This window comes from Campylobacter sp. IFREMER_LSEM_CL1085, assembly GCF_025772235.1.
GTDB classification, from domain to species: domain Bacteria; phylum Campylobacterota; class Campylobacteria; order Campylobacterales; family Campylobacteraceae; genus Campylobacter_D; species Campylobacter_D lari_D.
Map to the genome: position 1 here is coordinate 67,603 of NZ_JAKMRU010000007.1, position 20,935 is coordinate 88,537.

Genomic DNA, 20,935 nt, shown 5'->3' on the forward strand with positions numbered 1-20,935 from the left:
CAATTTAGCTATATAAAAACTTATTATCAAAAAAATAAATTTTTATGTATTTCAAAATGAAACAGTTTTTATCTTTATTATAAATACATTTTTTTATGGCAAATATTTTGTAAGATTTTTTCCTGATGAGAAATAAAAATATAAGTAATATCGTATTTTTTTTGAAAAGCATATAAATAATTTAGAATTTTACAAGTAGTTGGTATATCAAGTGCTGCTGTGATTTCATCTAAAATAAGCAATTTTGGTTTTAAAAGCAAAGCTCTAATCAAACCTAATCTTTGGCTTTGACCGCCACTTAATTTAGAAGGTTTTAAATTTAAAATATCTTTTTCAAGCTCAAAAGCATCAAAAAGTTTAAAAAGCTCTCCAAAATCGGGCTTAAGTTTAAAATTTTCATATACATCAAGTAAAAGTCTTTTAGTGCTTTTGTAAGGATTTAAGGCTAGCTTTTGATCTTGGAAAATATATTGAATTTTTTGGCGTAATTTTCTTTGAGCGTTAAAATCTAAATTTAATATATTTTCATTTTCAAACAAAACTTCTCCAGTATTTGCACATTCAAGCATACAAAGAATTTTAGCTAAAGTGCTTTTACCACTACCACTTTCCCCACAAAGCAATAAATTTTCATTTTGATTTAGAGAAAAACTCACATCTTTAAAAACAAAAATTTCCTCTTCCTTTAAATACCAATGTTTTTTAAATTTATAAGATTTGCTTAAATTTTTAACTTCTAAAAACATTCTCATTCTCAAAATAATTTAACAATTCTTTAGCAAAAACACCTTTTGGATTGCTTAAAAACTCTTTCACGGGCATTTGATAAATCAAAGTTTTATCTTCTATGATAGCCACCTCATCACAAAGCTCTTTAGCTAAATTTATATCATGAGTAATGAAAATGAGATTTTTAAATTGTGCTTTTAACTCTTTTAAAATAGCGATGATTTTTTCTTCATTAGCTCTATCAAGTGAGCTTGTAATCTCATCACACAATAAATACTTAGCCTCGCTTAGTAAAGCTAGAGCTATTTGAATGCGTCTTGCCATACCACCACTTAGCTGATATATAAAAGAATGCCATAAAAGATCATGATTTTTAAGCCCTAAACACTCAAAATAACAAAAGGCCTTTTCTTTAATCTCTTTTGTGCTTAAATTAGTATGAGTTTTTAAAACTATATTAAAATAACTCCCTATATCAACAAGAGGATAAAAACTCCCATAAACATCTTGAAAAAGTAAATTTACCTTAGTTCTTAAAATATTTAGCTCTTTTTCTTTTAAAATTAAAATATCTTTTTGATCTATCCTAAATTTTTGTGCATTAAGCTTATAGTGTTTATCAAAAAGCTTAATCATGCTTTTTAAAAGCAAGCTTTTTCCCACTCCACTTTTACCCATGATAGCCAAAGCTTTACCATCTTCTAAATTAAGATTTATATCTTTTAATAAGATCTTATCTTTAAAGCTAAGATTTAAATTTGCAATTTCTATCATGCTTTAATCTCTTCTTGTAAGTCATTACCCAAAGCAAGCAAAGGTAGGATAAGCATAAGTATAAAGGCTACTGGAAAAACTATCATCCACCAAAATCCTAAAAACACAGCCTTACTTGCTTCATTTAACATATTTCCTAAACTTGGAGTCCAAAGCTCTACGCCCAAACCAAAAAAGCTTAAAGTAGCTTCACTTGTAATAGCATGAGCAATATTTAAAACAAAAAGCACAAAAAGCAAATTCCAACAAGCAGGCAAAAGTTCGCTAAATAAAGCTTTCATCTTACTAGAGCCTAGAATGATAGCATTTTGATAAAACTCAAGTTTTTGAAATTTATTAAGCTGAGTATCAAGTACTTTTGCCACAAAAGCAAAATGCCCCAAAGCGATGATAAAAATCATACTCCACAAAGATCCTGCCAAAAAACTTTGAAAAAACATAATCACAAGTAAAGAAGGTAAAGCCAAAAGCATATCAAGCACTCTAGCAAAAAAAGCATAAGCAAAAAATCTTGTTAAAAACACATAAACACAAGCAAAAAGCACGCTAAAAAATGCCGCCATTACCCCTACAAATAAAGAAATACGCAAGGCATATAAAATACGCGTAAAAACATCTCTACCAAGCAAATCTGTGCCAAAAATATGACTTAAATTTGGGGCTATTTTAGCCTTGCTTAAATCCACTAAACTAGGATCATAAGAACTTATTAAAGGTACAAAAAGCGCTAAAATAAAACTTAGTAAAATCATCATCACATAAAACTTACGCATTAGCAAACCTTGGATTAATCATCTTGCAAATTATCTCTACGATCAAATTTACAAGCACTACCACTAAAATGCTAAAAATTACCACAGCTAGCACCACAGGATAGTCTTTAAACAATATACTTTTAATCACTAAATTTCCAACACCCTCATAAGAAAACACACTTTCTACTATATAAGTTCCCATTAAAAAACTCACAAAGGAAGCACCAAAATACGCGAGTATAGAAGCAAAAGCATCTTTTAATACAAAATGCAAATAAATTCTTTTTTTACTAAGTCCTCTTGCGAAAGCACTTTCTATAAAGCCCTGATTTAAACTATCAATCAAACTTGTCCTTATAAAACGCACAAAAACAGCTAAATGTGAAAGCACTAAAGCACATACTGGTAAAAACAAATGCCACAAACGATTAAAAACATCATCTTCAAAGCCAATATCAGCAATAGCCGAACTTGGAAAAAGCTTAAAAAATACAGCAAAAACTAAAATAAGCATTAGCGATAAAGAAAAAGCAGGCAATGCAAAAAAACTCATCGTTGAAAAGGTAATAATTTTATCCAAAAAACTATCTTTATAAAGAACGCAAAAAAGTGCCAAAACCAAAGACAACACAAAAAGTATAAAAAAAGCCAAACTTCCTAGTATGATGGTATAGGGAAGTTTTTCTTTTAAAATTTCATTAACCTTTTCTCCGCTGATTAAAGAGTAGGAAAAGTCGCCTTTCATGGCATTAAAAAGCCAATTTTCATACTGCTCTAATAAAGGCTTGTCTAAATTTAAATTATGCTCAATTTCTTCTTTTATTTTAAGGCTAGTTCCTTGAGGCACACTAGCAAAAACCACACTTCCTTTAGCATAATAAATCATCGCAAAACATAAAAAACTTGCAAAAATCATCAAAAAAAACGCCCATAAAAGGCGTTTAAAAATGAGTTTTAGCACTAATTTTTGCTCCACTCATAAGCATTCCAAGTAAAACCTACCCCATGATGACCTAAAATATGAGGTTTTATACCTTGGATATTTTTAGCAAAAACTAAAGGATAATCAATATAAGCTATAAATAAAAATGCAGGATCTTTATATAAAGCGTCAATAAATTCTTTATAGTATTTTTTTCTTTCATTTACATCAAGCGAATTTCTAGCTTTTATCAGAGCTTCATCAACTTTAGCATTTTGATAATGACCAAAATTCCATCCACTAGAGTTTAAAGCACTATCTTGAGAGCTTTCAAAAACTCTAAAGGTATGAAAATCAGGATCATAAGGACTACCCCAACCAACCAAAAAGCTGTCAATCTTAGTATAGTCAAAACTTCCACTCGGCTTAGCAACTGCCTTTGCCTTAATACCAAGCTTTAAAAACTCACTTTGTAAGATATTTACCAAAGCTATTCTTAGTGGATCTTCACTCATAGCATACATTTCAAAGCTAAATTCTTTGCCATTTTTTTCTAAAATTCCATTTTTGTTTTTCACAAAGCCTGCTTTTGCTAAAAGCTCATTTGCTTTTTTTACATCATAAGTATAAGTTGCAAATTCTTTAGGATTTGCCCATGATTTTTCCAAAGGATGATTTGCTACTTTTCCAAAAGAATGCAAAAGAGAATCCACAATAGCTTTCTTATCGATAGCATAATTTAGTGCTAAACGCACATTTTGATCTTTTAAAAACTCATGATTAAAATTAAACATCAAAGCACGATAATCAGCTGAAGGTTCTATAAGCATTTTAAAGTTTTTATCATTTGCAAAATTTGAAGCTAGAGCAAAATCAACTAAAGCTACATCAATAGAACCATTTTTAAGCTCAATAGCACTAATACTTGGATCTTTAATATGTTTTAGTATGAGTTTTGGTGTTTTTACCTTAGCTAAATGATAATTTTCATTTGCTTCTAAGATCATGTATTGACCTTTTTTCCATTGTTTTAGCTTATATGGTCCTGTTCCTATAGGCATTTGATTAAATTTAGTAGTATTTAAATTTTCTTTTTCAAGTAAATGTTTTGGTAAAATTCCCACACTCAAAGCGTCTAAAAATGCAGGAAAAGGCTTTGAAAGTGTGATAATCAAATGATAATCATCAATGATTTTTACTTCTTTAACTGCGTCAAAATTTACCTTTGAGGGTGAATTTAACTTCTCATCTTTTAAAGCATTTATACTAAATTCCACATCTTTGGCACTAAATTTAGTCCCATCATGCCACAATATATCATCTCTTAAAGTAAATTCATAAACAAGCCCATCTTTACTAACTTTCCAAGATCTAGCAAGATCAGGCGCTAAGCTCATATTTTCATCAAAGCGTGTAAGTCCTGAAAACACAAGAGCAATTGCCACATCATGATCTTCACTAAAAAGCGGATTTATACGCTCTGGCTCATTTTCCACTGCTATAACGATCGTATCTTTTGGCGTAATAGCAAAAAGATTTAAAGCACAAAAAAACATTAAAAAAAATCTCAACATAAAAGGCCTTTCTTATAAGAATAAAGTGTAATTATAACGCTTTTTAATCATAAGCTTTGGTAAAAATTTCATTTTTATCATCAAATAAAAGTTGCAAATACCTCTCATATTGCTTTAGTATATCTACGATGATTTCTTGCTCATTTAAATACTCTATATTATAACCATTACGCGAATCAGCAAAGAAAGTTTGTGGCTCAAAGATAAATTCTTTAGAATAAGTTGGCATAAATTTATCATCAATTATGCTTTGGCTTGCTTGTTTTTTTACTACTTGCACTCCATAGATAAAATCTTTTGCAAATTCTTTTTTTATAATCAAACTTATACTTGATTTTTCTTGAACGATCTGTGTTTTCAAGCCGTAGTTTTTTAGACTTTGGCTGAGTGATTCCATAGCATTTTTAACTTTGGTATTTAAGAAATTTTGTATGTCTTGTTCTTTGCTTTGTTTTAAAATTCTAGCAAGTCTTTCTTGCCAAAATTCTCCTGTAAAATACACACTACTTTGACTAAGCTTAGTTAAAGAGTAATTCACATCTACAATTAAGCCTTTAAGCAATGAAAAACACATCAAACAAAGCAAAAATGCAAAAGGTAAAGCCACTATCATAGTGATACTTAAAATCGCCCCCAAGCCACCTGAATACAGCAAAGAAGTAGCTAAAAGCGCAAGCACAAAACCCCAAAGGATATTTTGCCATTTGTATGGCTCATGAGCGCCACCACTACTTAAAGAATTTAACACAAATATCCCACTATCTGCTGAAGTGATGAAAAACAAAGCTAAAACCAAAAGCGCAAGCAAAGAACTAAAATAAGAAAAAGAAAAATTTTGTAAAAAATAAAAAAGCAAACTTTCAGGTGCTGAAGTAAAAGGACTTAAAATATCATTGAAATTTAAAGCACTATTGCCAAAAATGCTAAACCAAAGTATATTAAAACTAGTAGGCACTACAAGCACGCCAAAAATAAATTCCCTTATCGTTCTACCACGAGAAATCTTAGCAATGAAAAAGCCCACAAAAGGTGCCCAACTAAGCCACCAAGCCCAATAATAAATAGTCCAATTATTAAACCATTCTATATGTTCTTTTTCATAATAATAAGTCTTAAAGCTCAAAGAAATTAAATTTTGCAAATAATTTCCAATATTAGAGCTAAATTGTGAAAGAATTTGGATGGTATTTGTTGAAAAAAGCACAAAAAGCATTAAACACACTGCAAAAACTAAATTTGCTTCACTTAAAATTTTTAAACCCTTTGTTAAGCCACTAATCGATGAGAGTGTGGCCAAAGAAATAATGATGATTATAATCACGCTTTGTTCCAAAAAGCTTTGTCCGTTTAAAATACCCAAATTTGAAAAGCCCGCATTTAGTTGAGATGCACTATAGCCAAGTGTGGTACTAATGCCAAAAACCGTGACAATTAAAGCAAGCATATCGACTAAATTTCCCCAAAAACCATAAATTTTATCTTTAAGCAAAGGGTAAAAAGCACTACGCAAACTAAGAGGCATTTTATATCTAAAACCAAAATACGCCATAGCCAAAGCACACACCCCATAAATAGCCCATGGGTGAATTCCCCAGTGAAAGATAGTATGTAGCATAGCTTCTTCATCGCTTGTTTGCAAGGCTTTTTTATGTATGAGAGGTTCAGCCACACCAAAATACATAAGCCCCACGCCCATACCCGTAGCAAAAAGCATAGCAAGCCAAGAAGTAAATTTAAAATGAGGTTTTTCATCATCATCGCCGAGTTTAATATCGCCAAATTTTGAAAGTGCAAGTGCGAGCATAAAACACACAAAAAAGCTCACACTTAATATATAAAACCATGAAAAATTTGCAAAAATTCCACTTTTTATATGATTGATAAAATCATTTGTAAGTTTAGGCAAGAAAATACAACTAAGGCTTAAAACAACTATAATACTAATACTTGGTAAAAATACTGCCTTTTTAAAACTTGTTTTTAACATGATTTTCCTTTTTATAGTTTTAAAATTTAAGTTAATACCTTTTTTACTATGTCAAAAAATATCTTAAATATAACTAAAATCAATAAAATAGCAAAGGTTGATAAAAATATAATTTAATTAATGTTTTAAAAACCAAGAAGTTAATTTTTGATTTGAAGGTGATTTTAGAATTTACACTAAGTGCAAATTCTAAATAAATCAATAAAGTATAATATGAACCTTTTGAGATCCATGAACTCCAAAAACAGTGATAAGTTCAATATCTGCAGTTCTTGATGGCCCTGCTATAAACAAAATATTGCTAGGTAAAATTTTATTTTCTTCTTTTACTAAATTCAATGCTTGACTAATGCTTTTTACAATATTTTCTTTTTTTAATAAAACAATACAAAGCATAGGAGCCAAAGAAAGCATTCTTGGTTGAGTTTTATCAGACAAAACTAAAGCAACGCCATGTGAGCTTACTCCAACTCTTGCTTGGATGATAGAAAAATCACTATGAAAAACTTCTTTTCGTATTTTTTCAATCTCTTGATTAAAACAAGTCTTTTTTTCGGCTTCAATTTTATTTATATCTAAATTTAAATTATCAGGATAAATAAGACTTTTATAGCCATAACTTTTAACAATTTGATTGATTTTTTCTTCTAATTCTTCTAACGAGCTTTCTTCTACTATGTATTTATTTGCACTCATTTTTTCTTTTAACTCACTATACATATCATCACTTGTTTTGATATGCTCTATAGGATCCATAGTCGGAATTTTTTCAAAAGATAAATGTGTATTTTTAATCTTATCCAAAATAGCTTTTTTGCTTTGTGAAGAAATTTCATTTATTCTACTCACACTTTACTCCTTGCATATTTTCAAGTTCTTTATAAAGATCAAGTTTTATTTGTGGAAATTCCTTATAAGCACTCCATTTTTTAACTACTGGTAAAGAATTTTTTCCTTTTTGCAAAAGCCAATTAAAATTATGTAAATTTGCTAAAGTATTTTTCCAAATAATAGGAGTTGTAGCTACTTTTTCAAAAATCTTAAATGCCATAGCTTCAGCAGTATTTGGAGTGATATTATCAAAACTTCCTTGACCTACTTTTGCTGCTCTTAATTTGCGTATTAAATCCGCAAGAGGAATTCTTACCGGACAAACTTCAGAACATCTTCCACAAAGCGAGCAAAAAGTAAGAATATCACCATTTTCTTGCATACCAAAAAGATTAGGACTTATGACTTCTCCAATCGGCCCTGGATATACACTTTGATAAGTATGGCCGCCTATTTTATCATACACAGGACAAAAATTCATACAAGCCCCACATCTTATACAACGCAAAGCTTCATAATAATCTTCATCATTTAGCATTTTGCTTCTATTATGATCAAAAAGAATAATATGCACTTCTTTTGGGCCATCTAAATCTCCATTTTTTCTAGGTCCTGTAATGATATTGTTATAAGTTGGTATAAATTGACCCGTAGCTGATGGAGTAAGCAAAGACACCATAGTGGCAGCATCTTCAAAGCTTTCCATAACTTTTTCTATACCACAAAGTGCTACATGTATATCACTTGCTGTGGTACACATCCTACCATTTCCCTCATTTTCTATAAGCCAAAAAGCGCCTTCTTTAGACATAGCAAAATTTACTCCGCTAAGTCCCATTTTAAGCCCTTCAAATTCATCTCTTAAATGCTTTCTTGCAATAGAATTTAGCTTTTCTGGCTCACTTTCTAAATTAGAGCCTAATTTTTCTTGAAAAATTTTACCAATTTCATAGCGGTTCTTATGTACCGCTGGAACTACAATATGCACGGGAGTTTCATCATTTAACTGCAATATAAGTTCGCCTAAATCTGTTTCTATGGCTTTTAAGCCTTTGGATTCTAGGTAGTGGTTTAAACCTATTTCTTCACTAGCCATAGATTTGCCTTTTAGAATTTTACCGATGTTTTTTTCTATCATTAATTCATATATAATCTCACAGGCATCCTCATCAGAACTCGCCCAATGGACATTTATGCCATTTTTAGTGGCATTTTGTTCAAATTCTAAAAGCCTATCGTGTAAAGTTGATAAAGCATTGTTTTTAGCTTGCTTAGCTTTAGATCTTAGTCCTTGCCAATCATTAAATTTCTCATCTATAACTTTTAAACGATTTTTTTGCAAAGTATGCATAGCAGATCTTAAATTCTCTCGCATTTGCTTATCATGAATTTTCACATCCACAATTTGTTCATGTGTCATTTTCATATCGCAACTCCTTCAAGACGCTTGTTTAAAAAATCATACAAATGAATTCCTTTTATATCAAGCCCCATTTTACTCATCGTGCCTGCAATATTCATCAAACACCCGCCATCAGAACTTAATACATATTTTACGCCTGTATTTTGAATATCTTTGATTTTTTCTTGTGCCATAGAGTTTGAAATTTGAGGCTCTTTCACAGAAAAAGTTCCTCCAAAACCACAGCATTCTTCTTCAAATTCTAGAGGAATTAATTCCACATTTTTGAGTTTTTTTAGCAGATTTTTGCTCGCTTGTATGCTTTTTTGAATTCTTAATGCATGGCAGTTAGAGTGCCAAGTCACTTTTATAGGCTCGCCTTTGTCTTCATAATCAACCTTTAAAACCTCATCTAAATACTGGCTAAGATCAATCACTCTAGAGCTAAATTCCTTTACCAAGTTAAAATGCTCATCATCTTTGAAAAGCTCTAAATAATCATGACTCATCATCCCCGCACAAGAACCGCTTGGCACTACTATAGGATAATCTTGAGTAAAAAGTTTTATATTATGCAAAGCTATATTTTTACTTTCTTTAAAATACCCTGAATTAAATGAGGGTTGAGAGCAGCAAGTTTGCTGCTTTTTAAATAAAACTTCAACTCCCTCTCTTCTTAAAAGTCTAACCGCGTTTAAAACACTTTCTTGTATTATCGCACTACCCAAACAAGTAGCAAATAAATACACTTTTTTCATCATCAATCCTTATTTTAAAAGCACTGCTTCAGGGATGATCCCGTGGAAGAAAAATGCTATAACAAAAGTCCAAATTCCTATTAGAATTATAAAACCTATTGAGTATTTTAAAGTAAATCTAAACAATTCAGATTCTTTTCCTACAAGTCCAACTGCTGCGCAAGCTATCGCTATACTTTGAGGAGATATCATTTTACCCACAACCCCACCAACAGAATTTGCTGCTAAAAATAAAGTTTCTGAAATTCCTAACTTTTGAGCACTAACTTGCTGTAATGTCCCAAAAAGCAAATTTGAACTAGTATCAGAACCTGTTAAAAACACACCTATCCATCCTATGATAGGAGAAAAAAATGCATAAGCATCGCCTGTATTTGAAAAAGCAAGTCCTAAAGTGGTGCTCATACCGCTATTTTTAGCTATAAAGGCAAAAGCAACTACTAAGCCTATAGTTAAGCATGGAGTGGCCATTTCTTTTAAAGTTTCCCAAAAACACTCGGTAGCTTCGTTGATTTTTATTTTCAACACAACAATGCTCATTAAAGCAGCCACTAAAATAGCAGTTCCTGCTTGTGCTACTAAATCTATAGTATGTGATGGAATCATTGTTTTTGTGATTTGTGGATTAACTATATCAGGACTTATGATAGCTCCTAAGGCTTCATTAAATTTCAAAGTAAATTGCATAAAATTTAATATTCCATCTTTAGCAAATAAAGCCTTAAACCAAGGTTGCGTCCATATAATAATACAAATAATCAAAAGTATAAAAGGAATCCAAGCTAAAAATACTTTTTTAAATTCTAGCTTTTGTGAGTTTTCAAAGTCTTTTACATCATCTAATCTAAAAATATTTTTTGGCTTCCAAAATTTTAAAAATATCGTAGTAACAGACAAAGAAACAACCGCTGAAATAATATCTGGAAGTTCTGCACCTAAATGATTTGAACTCCAAAATTGTGTAGCAGTAAAAGAAACGGCTGCGACAAAAATAGCAGGAAAGGTTTCTTTAACCCCTTTTAAACCATCCATTAAAAATACTATAAAAAATGGTATAGTCAAGCTAAGAGGCACAAGCATCCTACCTACCATAGCTGAAACACCGTGCTGTTCTATACCTGCTAGATTACTCATCGCTATAATAGGAATCCCAACTGCTCCAAAAGCTACCGGAGCGGTATTGGCTATGAGACAAAGTCCTGCAGCGTATAATGGTCTAAGCCCAAGTCCTACAAGTAATGCAGCGGTGATAGCCACTGGCCCTCCAAAGCCTATAGCACCTTCTAAAAAAGAACCAAAACAAAATCCAATCAAAATCACTTGAATTCTATGATCTGGAGTGATACTCATAACACTTTGTTTTATCACTTCAAACGAGCCTGATTTGATAGAAAGTTTATATAAAAATATGGCCGCGATGATGATCCAAGCTATAGGCCAAATACCATTTGCAAAACCTTGTATAAAGCTAGCACCTAATAAAGAAAACGGCATATCATAAGCAAACAATGCCACAACACTTGATAAAATAAGAGTTAAAAAGCCTGCTTGATAGCCTTTGAGTTTGAAAACTACAAGAGAAAGCAAAAAGCACAAAATAGGCAAAAAAGCCACCAAAGCACTTAAAAGTATGTTGTCAAATGGATTATATATTTGTTGCCACATATTTTTCCTTTTGATAAAAATTTCCAATATCTAGCTTAACAAATATTTTTATTTTTGTGTATTTTTGTTAGAAAAAATTAACTATATGAGTATAAGAGTAACATTTCGTATAAAAATTCTCTTTTAATAAAAACAAAAATTTACACTTTACAAATAAAATATAAAGTATTGTTTATATTTGAAACAAAATATAAATATAATAAAAATATTTATATCAAAAGTATTTTTAAATCAAATTTTTCATCACACTTTAAAGCTAAAAGCATGATTTTGCTTTTAGCTTGGTACTATGGAGTTTTTGCGTGCGGTTTTTTGGAGTGAGAATATCACTAAAGCTACAAGTATAAAATACACCACCGATAAACTAAGCAGTAAAGGATAAGTGGCGTTGCTGTCTTTTTCTAAAAAGCTTCCAAGCACAGGAAGCATTAAACTAGGTTTTGCAAGTAGCGTAAAAATACAAACTATATAAGAAACACTTACAAAAAGAAATCTTTCAGGCTTACTATCAAAAACCATTATAAATACAAAAGTACATACAAATAGCATTATAATCATAAAATGAGCAATAATCGACATAGGAAATTCTACGCAATAAACCACCCCTACAAATAAAGGCAAAAGCAAGAACCATAAGTATTGTTTATTCAACAAAGCAACAAAAGTCACTAACAATACAAAACCGAGAGAAAAATAAATCTCAGTTTTAGATAATAAATTATCCAAGTTTTTAAATTCTTGCTCTATATTCAAGGATAAAAAATTATAAGTCGTTTTATTGTGTTCTTTAAAGATATAACTTTCGTTAGTATCTACTTGAACGATGTGGTATTTTGCATGATTTTCTATGCTAGGTTGTTTAAATTTATCAAGTACAAAAGAAAAAACGCTAAAAAGCATGATGATGATAAGTAGATTATGAAACACCTTTAGCAAGTCTGTATGATGATCACAAAGTTTACGGTAGAAAAAGAGTTGCCATTTATCTACTATATCTTTAAGAGTCTTGCCTTTTTTATTTTTTAGTTCTATCTCTTTACAATAAAGCTCATATTTATGAAAATTTGAAGCATCTAAAAAATTGTTATCTTTTATCAAAGCACTTTTAAAGTTCCTGAAAGAATCTCTAAAATCATTTGCAATTTCATAATTATACTTACCTTTTCCTTGTGAAGATAATAGTTTTATTTTTTCATCTACTCTAGCATAATCAAAATTTAAATTCGAATTTATAACATTTATATTACTCTTAAATAAAGCTTGAGAAAAATTTGGAGCTTTATCAAATGTAACTCCATAAAAACAAGCTGTCTTTTCAAACTCACACTCGTGAAAGTCAACTTCCTTTTTAAACCATGAATTATTAAAATACACGCTTTCTTTAAATGTGCAAGTATTGAAAGCAACTTCATTGAAGGTATAATCCTTCAAATTTATATCTTGCAAAAAAATACATCTTTCAAAATCCACGCTCTTTACAAAAAGTTCTTTTGGTATATATAATTTTCCAAAAGCAATATCTTTAAAATTTATATTTTGTGTGAGTGTAAAATTATTTATAGATAAACTTATTTCTTTTAAGGTTGATCTTTTGATTAATAAATTTTCAAAGTGTGCATACGATAACATCATATTATTATCAAAATTAGAATTTTTAATTATAACTTCTTTGCCTTTAGATTGTCCAAAATCAACTTCACCCAATGCCTTGCTATCAATAAATTCCATTTTATCAAAATCTTTTACACCAAGTGTTATTTTATTTTCAAATTTAGCATCAAAAATATGGATATTTTTTTCAACTTCTATCTCTAAAAAAGCAACTTCTTCATGGAATATTATTTTTTTAGCTATAGTAAAGCTGTTTAAATGAGCTTTGTTGATTTCAAATACTTTCCAAAAAACAAGATTAACTAAATTTATATAATCTTTAACTTTAATATTATTGAAATCCACCTTATCAAAAAATTCTGTCTCTGCAAAATCAACTTGCCCTATAAATTCTGAATTGACAAAATGCACTATTTTATTAAATTTAGTTCTATAAAAATTTACTTGTCCTTTGCTAGATATCTGATCTAAAAAAAAATTATCCTCAAAAACACATTGCATTAAGATAAAATAATCAAAAGACGCCTCTTTTATTTGAACTACGTCTGTAAAATGAACATTAAAAAAATTAAAATTTAAATATACATTTTCTATATACAATATATTTATAAATTTGCTATCTGATATATCAAGCTCTTTAATACCTTTTTCTTGTAAAATTTTAAAATCTATTGTTTCTATGATTGTATCGCCAAATATGGATATTCTATCTTTTTCTATTAATTTTTGTGCATTTTTTGCAAGAATTCCATATTGCGCTAATGTTTGATCAAATTCATTCATTACTTACCCTCGATTGTTTTTATTTCTTCTTCGTTTAGGTTGTAAAGTTTATAAACGATAGAGTTTATTTTGGTTTCTTGGGTTTTGGTGTCTGCTTTTTTGTCTTGTTCTTTAGCTTTTAAAATCTCATCGACTAAGCTTATAAGCTTGTTTGCTAGTTTTTCATTTTTAGAATTTATTTTTGGTATACAAAATTTTTCTATATAAGCAGGTTTAATCCTATAAAATCCACCTCTCATCACAACGCTAGTTTTTTGCAAAAACCACCAAGTTAATGATGAATTTAAAATAGCTATTAAATACTTATAATCTAAATTTTTATATTCTTCATTTTTAACATAACCATAAATAGTTGTAGTGAAATAAAATTTTCCAAGATCATCAAAAGCAAAATGAGTATTATTACAAATATCTGGACAAAGTAATTTTTCTTTATCGAATAATGTTTGATTTTTTGGATAAATATATCTCCACCATAAATCATCATTAGATAATCTTCCGTTTTCTCTTGCTCTTAAAACATTTTCACACTCTTTTAAATAACTCCAAGCTTTTGGAAATTTAGCTTTTAATTCCTTTTCATCATAAAGAGACATTTTTGCTTTAGTATTTACATCATCTTGTTTATAATAAGGAAACAAAACCATTGAATTTGAAACAGGTTTTTCATATCTATGAAAATTATCACCCATTAAAAGTGGTTTTAAAATTTCTTTTTCTATCTCCACTTCCTTATTAAGCTCTTTAGAATATCCTTTAACTAGATTTTTATTTTCTTTGCAATCTTTTAAAAAATAAACACTATCTTTACTTGTAGCTAAACCTTGAAAAATTTTAGAAAAAATATTTTTCACCATTATATGTTGATTAATTTTTGAGAAAATTTCTTGATTTAAATTTTCTTCAAAACTCCAAAATGATGAAGATAGTTTTTTATTGTCTATAATTTTAAAATCTTCTTCTTGTAAATTAAAAATAAAATTTGACATTTCTTCTTTTGAGTTGATATTTTTATCCGTTTGAATAAATTTCAAATGCGAAGAATTATTCTCAAACCATTGCAAAGCCGTATATGTTGAAGCATCAAAAACCTGAAATTCCCCAAAAGATATAATCTTGCTAATCTTATCTTTTACAAATTCTCTTAAATTTAACCCAAAATCAGCATTAATCCATTTATGAGGCATTATAAAAGCAATTGTTCCTTTATTTTTTATAAGCTTAAAACATTGCTCTACAAACAAAATGTATATATCATAATTTTTACTTGCCACTTTAAAATGTTTTTTATAATACTGCGATAAATTTTTATCTAACCCTTGTATTCTTATATAAGGTGGGTTACCGATGATGAGATCAAACCCTTGAAAGCTCCCGCCCTCATCAAGCACTTCGCTAAATTCAAAACGCCATTCAAAAGGATTTGCACTTTCTAAGTCAAATATACTCTCATAAAGCTTTTTAAGCTTTTTAAATTCTTTCTTAGCTGCACTTTCATCAAAGTCAAATTCAAACATATTTTTAGAGAAAAATGCTCTAAAATTCTCATCTTTTTCATCTTGTGCTAAAAAATCGCCGTATTTTTTAGAGTATTCATTAGCGCCGTTGGTAAGTTGCTTGATCTCTTTGGCAAATTTGTCTTTTAAACAGAAATTTTTAAAAGACTCTTTGAGGTTTTTGATCTCTTTTGCGATGAGAGTTTTGTCGGTGTAAAAGCCTTCTTTGTAGTCTTTGACTATGCGTTTGTATTTATCCATGCGTTCTTTGATGTTTGGGTAGTGAGAAAGGCTTTTGTGAATTTCAAAATAACTTATAAGCGAATTCCCGCATTTTATGTTGATATCGATGTTTGGTAGGGTTTTAAGATCATGATAGTTTGTATCATCAAAGCTTTCATAAAAGCTGTGTTTTAAAAGCTCTATCCAAAGCCTTAGTTTAGTGATCTCACATGAGTTTGGGTTGATATCTACTCCAAAAAGGTTGTTTTCTATGATGTCTTTTTTACGCTCGAAAAGTTCTTTTTGACAAAGGTGGGTTTTGTCTTTGTCAAAATCAGGGCGTTTATACTCTAAAAACTGGCCTTTGTGATTTTGCACTAAAATTTCATCATTTTGCACGCTTAGGTAAAAGTCCTCTTCAAACAAACCAAGCTCATAATGCACCATAAGCATGGCATTTAAAGCTGAAACTAAAAAATGCCCACTTCCCACCGCAGGATCACAAATGCGTATGGAATTTAGCAAGGCTAGTTTTTGCTCTTGGGGGATTTTTTCTTGGCGTAGCTGGGTTCTTAGCTCGTTTAGCTTGGTGGCATTTAGCTTAAAAGTATGGTTAAACTTATCTAGCACGACTTTTTCTATGCTTGCTTTACACATATATGAAGTGATAAAGCTTGGGGTATAAAAACTACCTTCTTTGTAGCCATTTAGTTTTTCAAAGACATTTCCTAAAACGCTTGAGTTGATGAGTTCTTTTTGTTTGATGAGTTCTTCGCTTTGCTCATCTGCTCCAAAATCAAAGCTGTCTAAAAACTCAAACAAATACTCAAGCAAACCTACTTTACCTTTTTTGCTTTTGCCTTTGTCATCTTTTAACTGCGTGTGTGGGTGATACTCTAGCAAAGCATCATTTTCCAAAGTAGCGATTTCTAGTGTAGTTTTTTCGATGGCTTGTTTTTCAAAAAGTGATGAATTTAAATAAGGCAAATAGCTAAATTTACTCTGCGTCCTTGTGTGCTTTTCTTTAGCCAAGATATCAAAGAAAAGGTGTGAAAGGGTAGTAAAATTTGGAATTTTTTCATAGTTTAGAAATTTAAGGGTTTTATCATCATTAAATCTAACTAAATTAGACTCGATAAGCTTTAAAAATAAAATGCGGTTTAGCCAAAGTATGATGAATTTTAACACCTCTTCAAAGTCATGCTTTGGAAGCTTGCTCGCTATGAGATGATAAAGCGTGCCTTGGGCTTGTTTGCTTTGCTCACTTTGTGTGATGATGAATTTAGAAAGTTGTTTGCTCTCGCTTAAACCTAAGATGTATAAAAGCTCTTTATAGAATGCGTTGTTTAATGAGTTTGCGTCATTTGGGCTAAATTCATTTAGCAAAAAGTCTCTATGAAAGGTTTTAAAAATGCTTGCTAGGTTTTTGAAATTTGACTTTTGCTTGTCTTTTAAAAATGCTAAATCGATAAAAAAGCCTTTTAAGCTTTCTTTGGAATTTTCTATGAGTTTGCTTGCTTCTTTGTAAAATTCATCGGTGTTGCCTTTAAAAAGTGAATTTGGGCTTTGAAATTCTTCAAAAAGCTTTTTAAAGCTTGTGTTTTTATAAAAAAGCTCTTCAAATTCACTAGCTTTGAAAATGTAGAATTTATAAAAGTCTGTGATGATGATAAATTTCAAACTAAAGCTATGCTCTCTGTTTCTAAAATAATACAAAATGGCTTCATGCAAGGCTTTGGAATTTGGCTTTGCGTGGATGATGAATTCTTTTGAGTTGGGCTTTTTAGCTTCGATGAGAACTTCTAAGTCTTTGCTAAACTCATCTTTAGCAATGGCTAAATCAATCTCGCTTTTGCCTTTTTGCTTGGTTTTGATGTGGGTTTTGAAATTTAGAGTGGTTAAAAATGGACTAAGTGTGTTAGCTACAAGATAATCTTCATTTTCACTTTGTGAGCTTTCAAGCCTTTCTAGATACTGCATTAAAGCCTTGCTAAAAGTATCAAATTCATTTTGTGTAATTTGCTTTTTGCGGTAGTAGGGGTTGAAAAAATCTTTTTCATTTAGCAAAGTAAAGTGCATTTTTAACCTTTATAAAGAATATTTTATATTTTACTAAAATTTACTTTAAAGGATTGAAAAGACTTTATGAAAATATAAAAACAAATAAATTAAAAATTAATAAAAAATTATTAGATAATATTTATTATTGCATTTTTTATATTTTTATACTAAGAAAATTTTAATACTAAAGTTATACAATAAGTTTATATTAAAAATATCAAGGAGGCAAAATGGGAAAAATTTTAGTTTTCTGTTTAGCGCTTGTTTCTTTTGTTTGCGCTAAAAATGAATTTTTTACAAGTGAAGTAAGCTCACTTTACTTAAGCAAAAATGACACAAAAGCTGTTGGTAGATTGCTACCCACAAATCCTTTTGAAGTATTAAAAACTGATGGAAATAAAGTTTTAGTCAAGATCACAGGCTATGTTAATCCTGCTTCGCCTTCTGTGCTTTATTACAACGATAGTCAAAGAATCATAGTTGCTGCATTTTCTAAAAATACAAAACTTGATTTTAAAACTTATACTAAAAGCAAAAATGGAAAATGGGATAAAGCTACCATAGAAGTTTGGACTGACAAGAAAGATTTTGCAAAAAGCAACAAAGAAATGTTTATAAAAGCTAAAGAGCTTTATATGAATAATTGCGGAATTTGTCATAGCGTTCATAAAGAAAGTGAATTTAGTGCTAATGGCTGGCCTGCTACTTTTAGATCAATGGTAAATAGAACAGGAATTGATAAAAAAGATCATTGGCTAGTGATACAGTATTTGCAAAAAAATGCAAAAGATTTTAAGGAGGTAAAATAAAATGGGACTTGATAGAAGAAAATTTTTAAAAATCGGAGCAGGGTTAAGCGTGTTGCCTTTAGCTCCTAGTTTAGCCATGAGTAAAAATATAGAAGTTTCTCAAATAAATTCTGGTTTAGTAAAAAATGGAAGTGTGATAACAGCAGCACATTGGGGAATTTTAAAACTTACCATTAAAGATGGTGTGGTAATTAAAAGTGAGCCATGGGAAAAAGTAACACAAATTGACAATCCTTTACAACACTATACAGCAGATATGATCTACAAATCGCGCGTGAAATATCCTTATGTTAGAAAAAGCTATCTTGAAAATCCCGACAGTCCAAAACCTGAACTTAGAGGAAAAGATGAATTTGTGCGTGTAAGTTATGATGAGGCTATAAAACTTATAGCAAAAGAACTTAAAAAAACAAGAGAGCAAAAAGGAACTCAAGCTATATTTGGTGGAAGCTACGGATGGAAATCTAGTGGAAATATGCAAAATTGTAGAATATTGCTCCATAGATTTTTAAATGTCACAGGTGGTTTTGTAGGGACTACCGGAGATTACTCAACCGGAGCTTCTCAAATAATAATGCCTTATGTTGTAGGCTCTATTGAAGTATATGAACAGCAAACTTCATGGGAAAACATTTTAGAACATTCTAAAATAGTAGTTATTTGGGGTGCTAATCCTATCGCTACTTTAAGAATAGCTTGGACTTCAAACGATCAAAGAGGTCTTGCTTACTTTGAAAAATTAAAAAATAGTAAAATCAAGGTTATTTGCATAGATCCTATAAAAACCGAAACTGCTAAATTTTTAAATGCACAATGGATCTCTCCAAAACCAAATACAGATGTTGCTATGATGATAGGCATGGCTAGTCATTTGATCGAAAAAAATAAAGTCAATTATGAATTTTTAGAAAATTATACAAGTGGATTTGATAAGTTCAAAGCTTATTTAGATGGCAAGAATGATGGCATTAAAAAAGATACAAAATGGGCAAGTAAAATTTGTGGAATTGATGAAAAAATCATCAAAACACTAGCTGAAAGTTTTTATGATAACCCTACTATGATCATGAGTGGTTGGGGCATGCAAAGAGCTCATCATGGCGAGCAACCTCATTGGATGTTAATAACCCTAGCTTCAATGCTTGGTCAAATTGGCACTAAAGGTGGTGGATTTGGCTTAAGTTATCACTATAGTAATGGCGGTGTTCCATCATGCAAAGGTGGTGTTATAGGAGGTATTACAGCAGGAGCTGTAGGAATTTGGGAAAATGGTAAATTTAAAGGTATGCCAAAAAATGGAGAATCTCAAGGTGGTGCTGAATGGCTACAAAATACTGCTAGTTATTCTTTTCCTGTAGCTAGAATAGCTGATGCTTTATTAAATCCTGGGAAAGTTATAGACAATAATGGTTCTAAAATAACCTATCCTGATATTGACTTTATTTATTGGGCAGGTGGAAATCCATTAGTTCATCATCAAAATACAAACACTAACATCAAAGCATGGCAAAAACCAAGAACTATAGTTGTAAATGAAATTTATTGGACTCCAACTGCGAAAATGGCAGATATTGTAATGCCTACCACAAGTTCTTATGAACGAGATGATATTACCATGAGTGGAGATTATTCTAATATGAATATAGCTCCAATGAAACAAGCAGTATTACCAATAGGCGAAAGCAAAGATGACTATGAAATTTTTGCTGATATTTGTAAAGTGTATGGAGATGATGTATTTAATGCTTATACCGAAAATGGTAAAAAAGCAAAAGATTTTATTAAAGAATACTACAATAGCGCTTTAAAACAAACTCAAGCTTATGGGGATGTATTTGAGCCAAAAATGCCAAGTTTTGAAGAATTTTGGGCCAAAAATGAGCCTATAACTTTTTCTCCAACTATAGAAAGTATGGAATGGGTGAGATTTTCTGAATTTATTGAAGATCCTATCTTAAATGCTCTAGGTACTGAATCAGGTTTGATAGAAATTTACTCAAAAACTATCGAAAAGTATAACTATAAAGACTGCAAAGCACATCCAATGTGGATGGAGCCGATAGAATGGCTAGGAAATGCTACCAAGGAAACACCTTTTCATCTACTAACTAATCATCCAACAGATAGGCTTCACTCTCAAATGTGTCATACCTTATTGCGTGAAAAATATGCAGTAAATGATAGAGAACCTATCTTAATCAATCCTATTGATGCTAAAAAACTTGGAATCAAAGATGGTGATATTGTAAGAGTTTTCAATAAAAGAGGTCAAGTTCTCGCAGGTGCTGTGGTAACTAAAGATATTATGCCAAATGTTGTAAGATTATGCGAAGGTGGCTGGTATGATCCAAATGATGAAGGAATGTGCAAATACGGAAATGTAAATGTCTTAACTATTGATATGCCAACTTCTGAATTAGCAAACGGAAACATTTCTCATACAGGCTTAGTAAATATAGAAAAATATAAGGGATTACCGCCTAAAATAACAGCATTTACAGCTCCAAAAGGCGCTGTATAAACATTCTCTTTCTTAGAAGATAATTTCTTCTAAGA

General features: G+C 30.5%; 13 protein-coding genes and 3 pseudogenes. 2 read left to right on the plus strand and 14 right to left on the minus strand.

The features are described from left to right. Window positions 1-77 precede the first annotated feature (77 nt). The 14 genes and pseudogenes from L8W56_RS04350 to L8W56_RS04405 all read right to left on the minus strand — a co-directional run bounded on the left by L8W56_RS04350 (window position 78) and on the right by L8W56_RS04405 (window position 17,588). A complete protein-coding gene (locus L8W56_RS04350; protein ID WP_257928401.1) occupies window positions 78-746 on the minus strand; it encodes an ATP-binding cassette domain-containing protein in 669 nt (222 codons plus the stop codon). Continuing rightward, window positions 730-1,503 (minus strand): ATP-binding cassette domain-containing protein, encoded by a 774-nt coding sequence (locus tag L8W56_RS04355; RefSeq protein ID WP_263659534.1) that lies wholly within the window; start codon window positions 1,501-1,503, stop codon window positions 730-732. The genes L8W56_RS04350 and L8W56_RS04355 overlap by 17 nt, the downstream gene beginning before the upstream one ends. Continuing rightward, the gene (locus L8W56_RS04360) at window positions 1,500-2,276 is read right to left on the minus strand and encodes an ABC transporter permease (RefSeq protein WP_220566528.1); all 777 of its coding nucleotides are present in this window, start codon (window positions 2,274-2,276) and stop codon (window positions 1,500-1,502) included. Before L8W56_RS04360 ends, L8W56_RS04355 begins: the two co-directional genes overlap by 4 nt. Continuing rightward, window positions 2,269-3,207, minus strand: coding sequence for an ABC transporter permease (locus tag L8W56_RS04365; protein WP_310794429.1), 939 nt, complete (start codon window positions 3,205-3,207; stop codon window positions 2,269-2,271). Before L8W56_RS04365 ends, L8W56_RS04360 begins: the two co-directional genes overlap by 8 nt. An 11-nt stretch (window positions 3,208-3,218) precedes the next feature. Then, the gene (locus L8W56_RS04370; protein ID WP_070255429.1) at window positions 3,219-4,754 is read right to left on the minus strand and encodes an ABC transporter substrate-binding protein; all 1,536 of its coding nucleotides are present in this window, start codon (window positions 4,752-4,754) and stop codon (window positions 3,219-3,221) included. A 43-nt stretch (window positions 4,755-4,797) separates the two neighbouring features. Next, window positions 4,798-6,741 carry a BCCT family transporter gene (locus L8W56_RS04375; protein WP_070255432.1) on the minus strand — a complete coding sequence of 648 codons (1,944 nt, stop codon included), beginning with the start codon at window positions 6,739-6,741 and terminating at the stop codon, window positions 4,798-4,800. Between the two features lie 198 nt (window positions 6,742-6,939). Next, window positions 6,940-7,590, minus strand: coding sequence for a LutC/YkgG family protein (locus L8W56_RS04380; protein WP_263659536.1), 651 nt, complete (start codon window positions 7,588-7,590; stop codon window positions 6,940-6,942). Continuing rightward, window positions 7,583-8,998, minus strand: a complete 1,416-nt coding sequence (locus L8W56_RS04385) for a LutB/LldF family L-lactate oxidation iron-sulfur protein (protein ID WP_263659537.1) — start codon at window positions 8,996-8,998, stop codon at window positions 7,583-7,585. Before L8W56_RS04385 ends, L8W56_RS04380 begins: the two co-directional genes overlap by 8 nt. Further along, complete coding sequence (locus tag L8W56_RS04390; RefSeq protein WP_263659538.1) at window positions 8,995-9,735, minus strand: (Fe-S)-binding protein; 741 nt, start codon at window positions 9,733-9,735, stop codon at window positions 8,995-8,997. The genes L8W56_RS04385 and L8W56_RS04390 overlap by 4 nt, the downstream gene beginning before the upstream one ends. Window positions 9,736-9,741: 6 nt before the next feature. Next, window positions 9,742-11,397: an L-lactate permease gene (locus L8W56_RS04395; RefSeq protein WP_412175542.1), complete on the minus strand. Its 1,656-nt coding sequence runs from the start codon at window positions 11,395-11,397 to the stop codon at window positions 9,742-9,744. A gap of 932 nt (window positions 11,398-12,329) precedes the next feature. Further along, window positions 12,330-12,540: pseudogene (locus L8W56_RS08865) on the minus strand (pentapeptide repeat-containing protein); the annotation flags it as partial. Window positions 12,541-12,605: 65 nt separating this feature from the next. Further along, a pseudogene (locus L8W56_RS08870) lies at window positions 12,606-12,768 on the minus strand (hypothetical protein); the annotation flags it as partial. 12 nt (window positions 12,769-12,780) lie between these two features. Next, a pseudogene (locus L8W56_RS08875) lies at window positions 12,781-13,791 on the minus strand (hypothetical protein); the annotation flags it as partial. Next, complete coding sequence (locus tag L8W56_RS04405; protein ID WP_263659540.1) at window positions 13,791-17,588, minus strand: Eco57I restriction-modification methylase domain-containing protein; 3,798 nt, start codon at window positions 17,586-17,588, stop codon at window positions 13,791-13,793. The pseudogene L8W56_RS08875 and the gene L8W56_RS04405, both read right to left, overlap by 1 nt. Before the next feature lie 212 nt (window positions 17,589-17,800). On the opposite strand from L8W56_RS04405, the gene L8W56_RS04410 reads away from it, so the two are divergent. Next, the gene (locus tag L8W56_RS04410) at window positions 17,801-18,379 is read left to right on the plus strand and encodes a cytochrome c3 family protein (protein ID WP_133319461.1); all 579 of its coding nucleotides are present in this window, start codon (window positions 17,801-17,803) and stop codon (window positions 18,377-18,379) included. 1 nt (window position 18,380) lies between these two features. Beyond that, complete coding sequence (locus L8W56_RS04415; RefSeq protein WP_263659541.1) at window positions 18,381-20,900, plus strand: molybdopterin guanine dinucleotide-containing S/N-oxide reductase; 2,520 nt, start codon at window positions 18,381-18,383, stop codon at window positions 20,898-20,900. Window positions 20,901-20,935 lie beyond the last annotated feature (35 nt).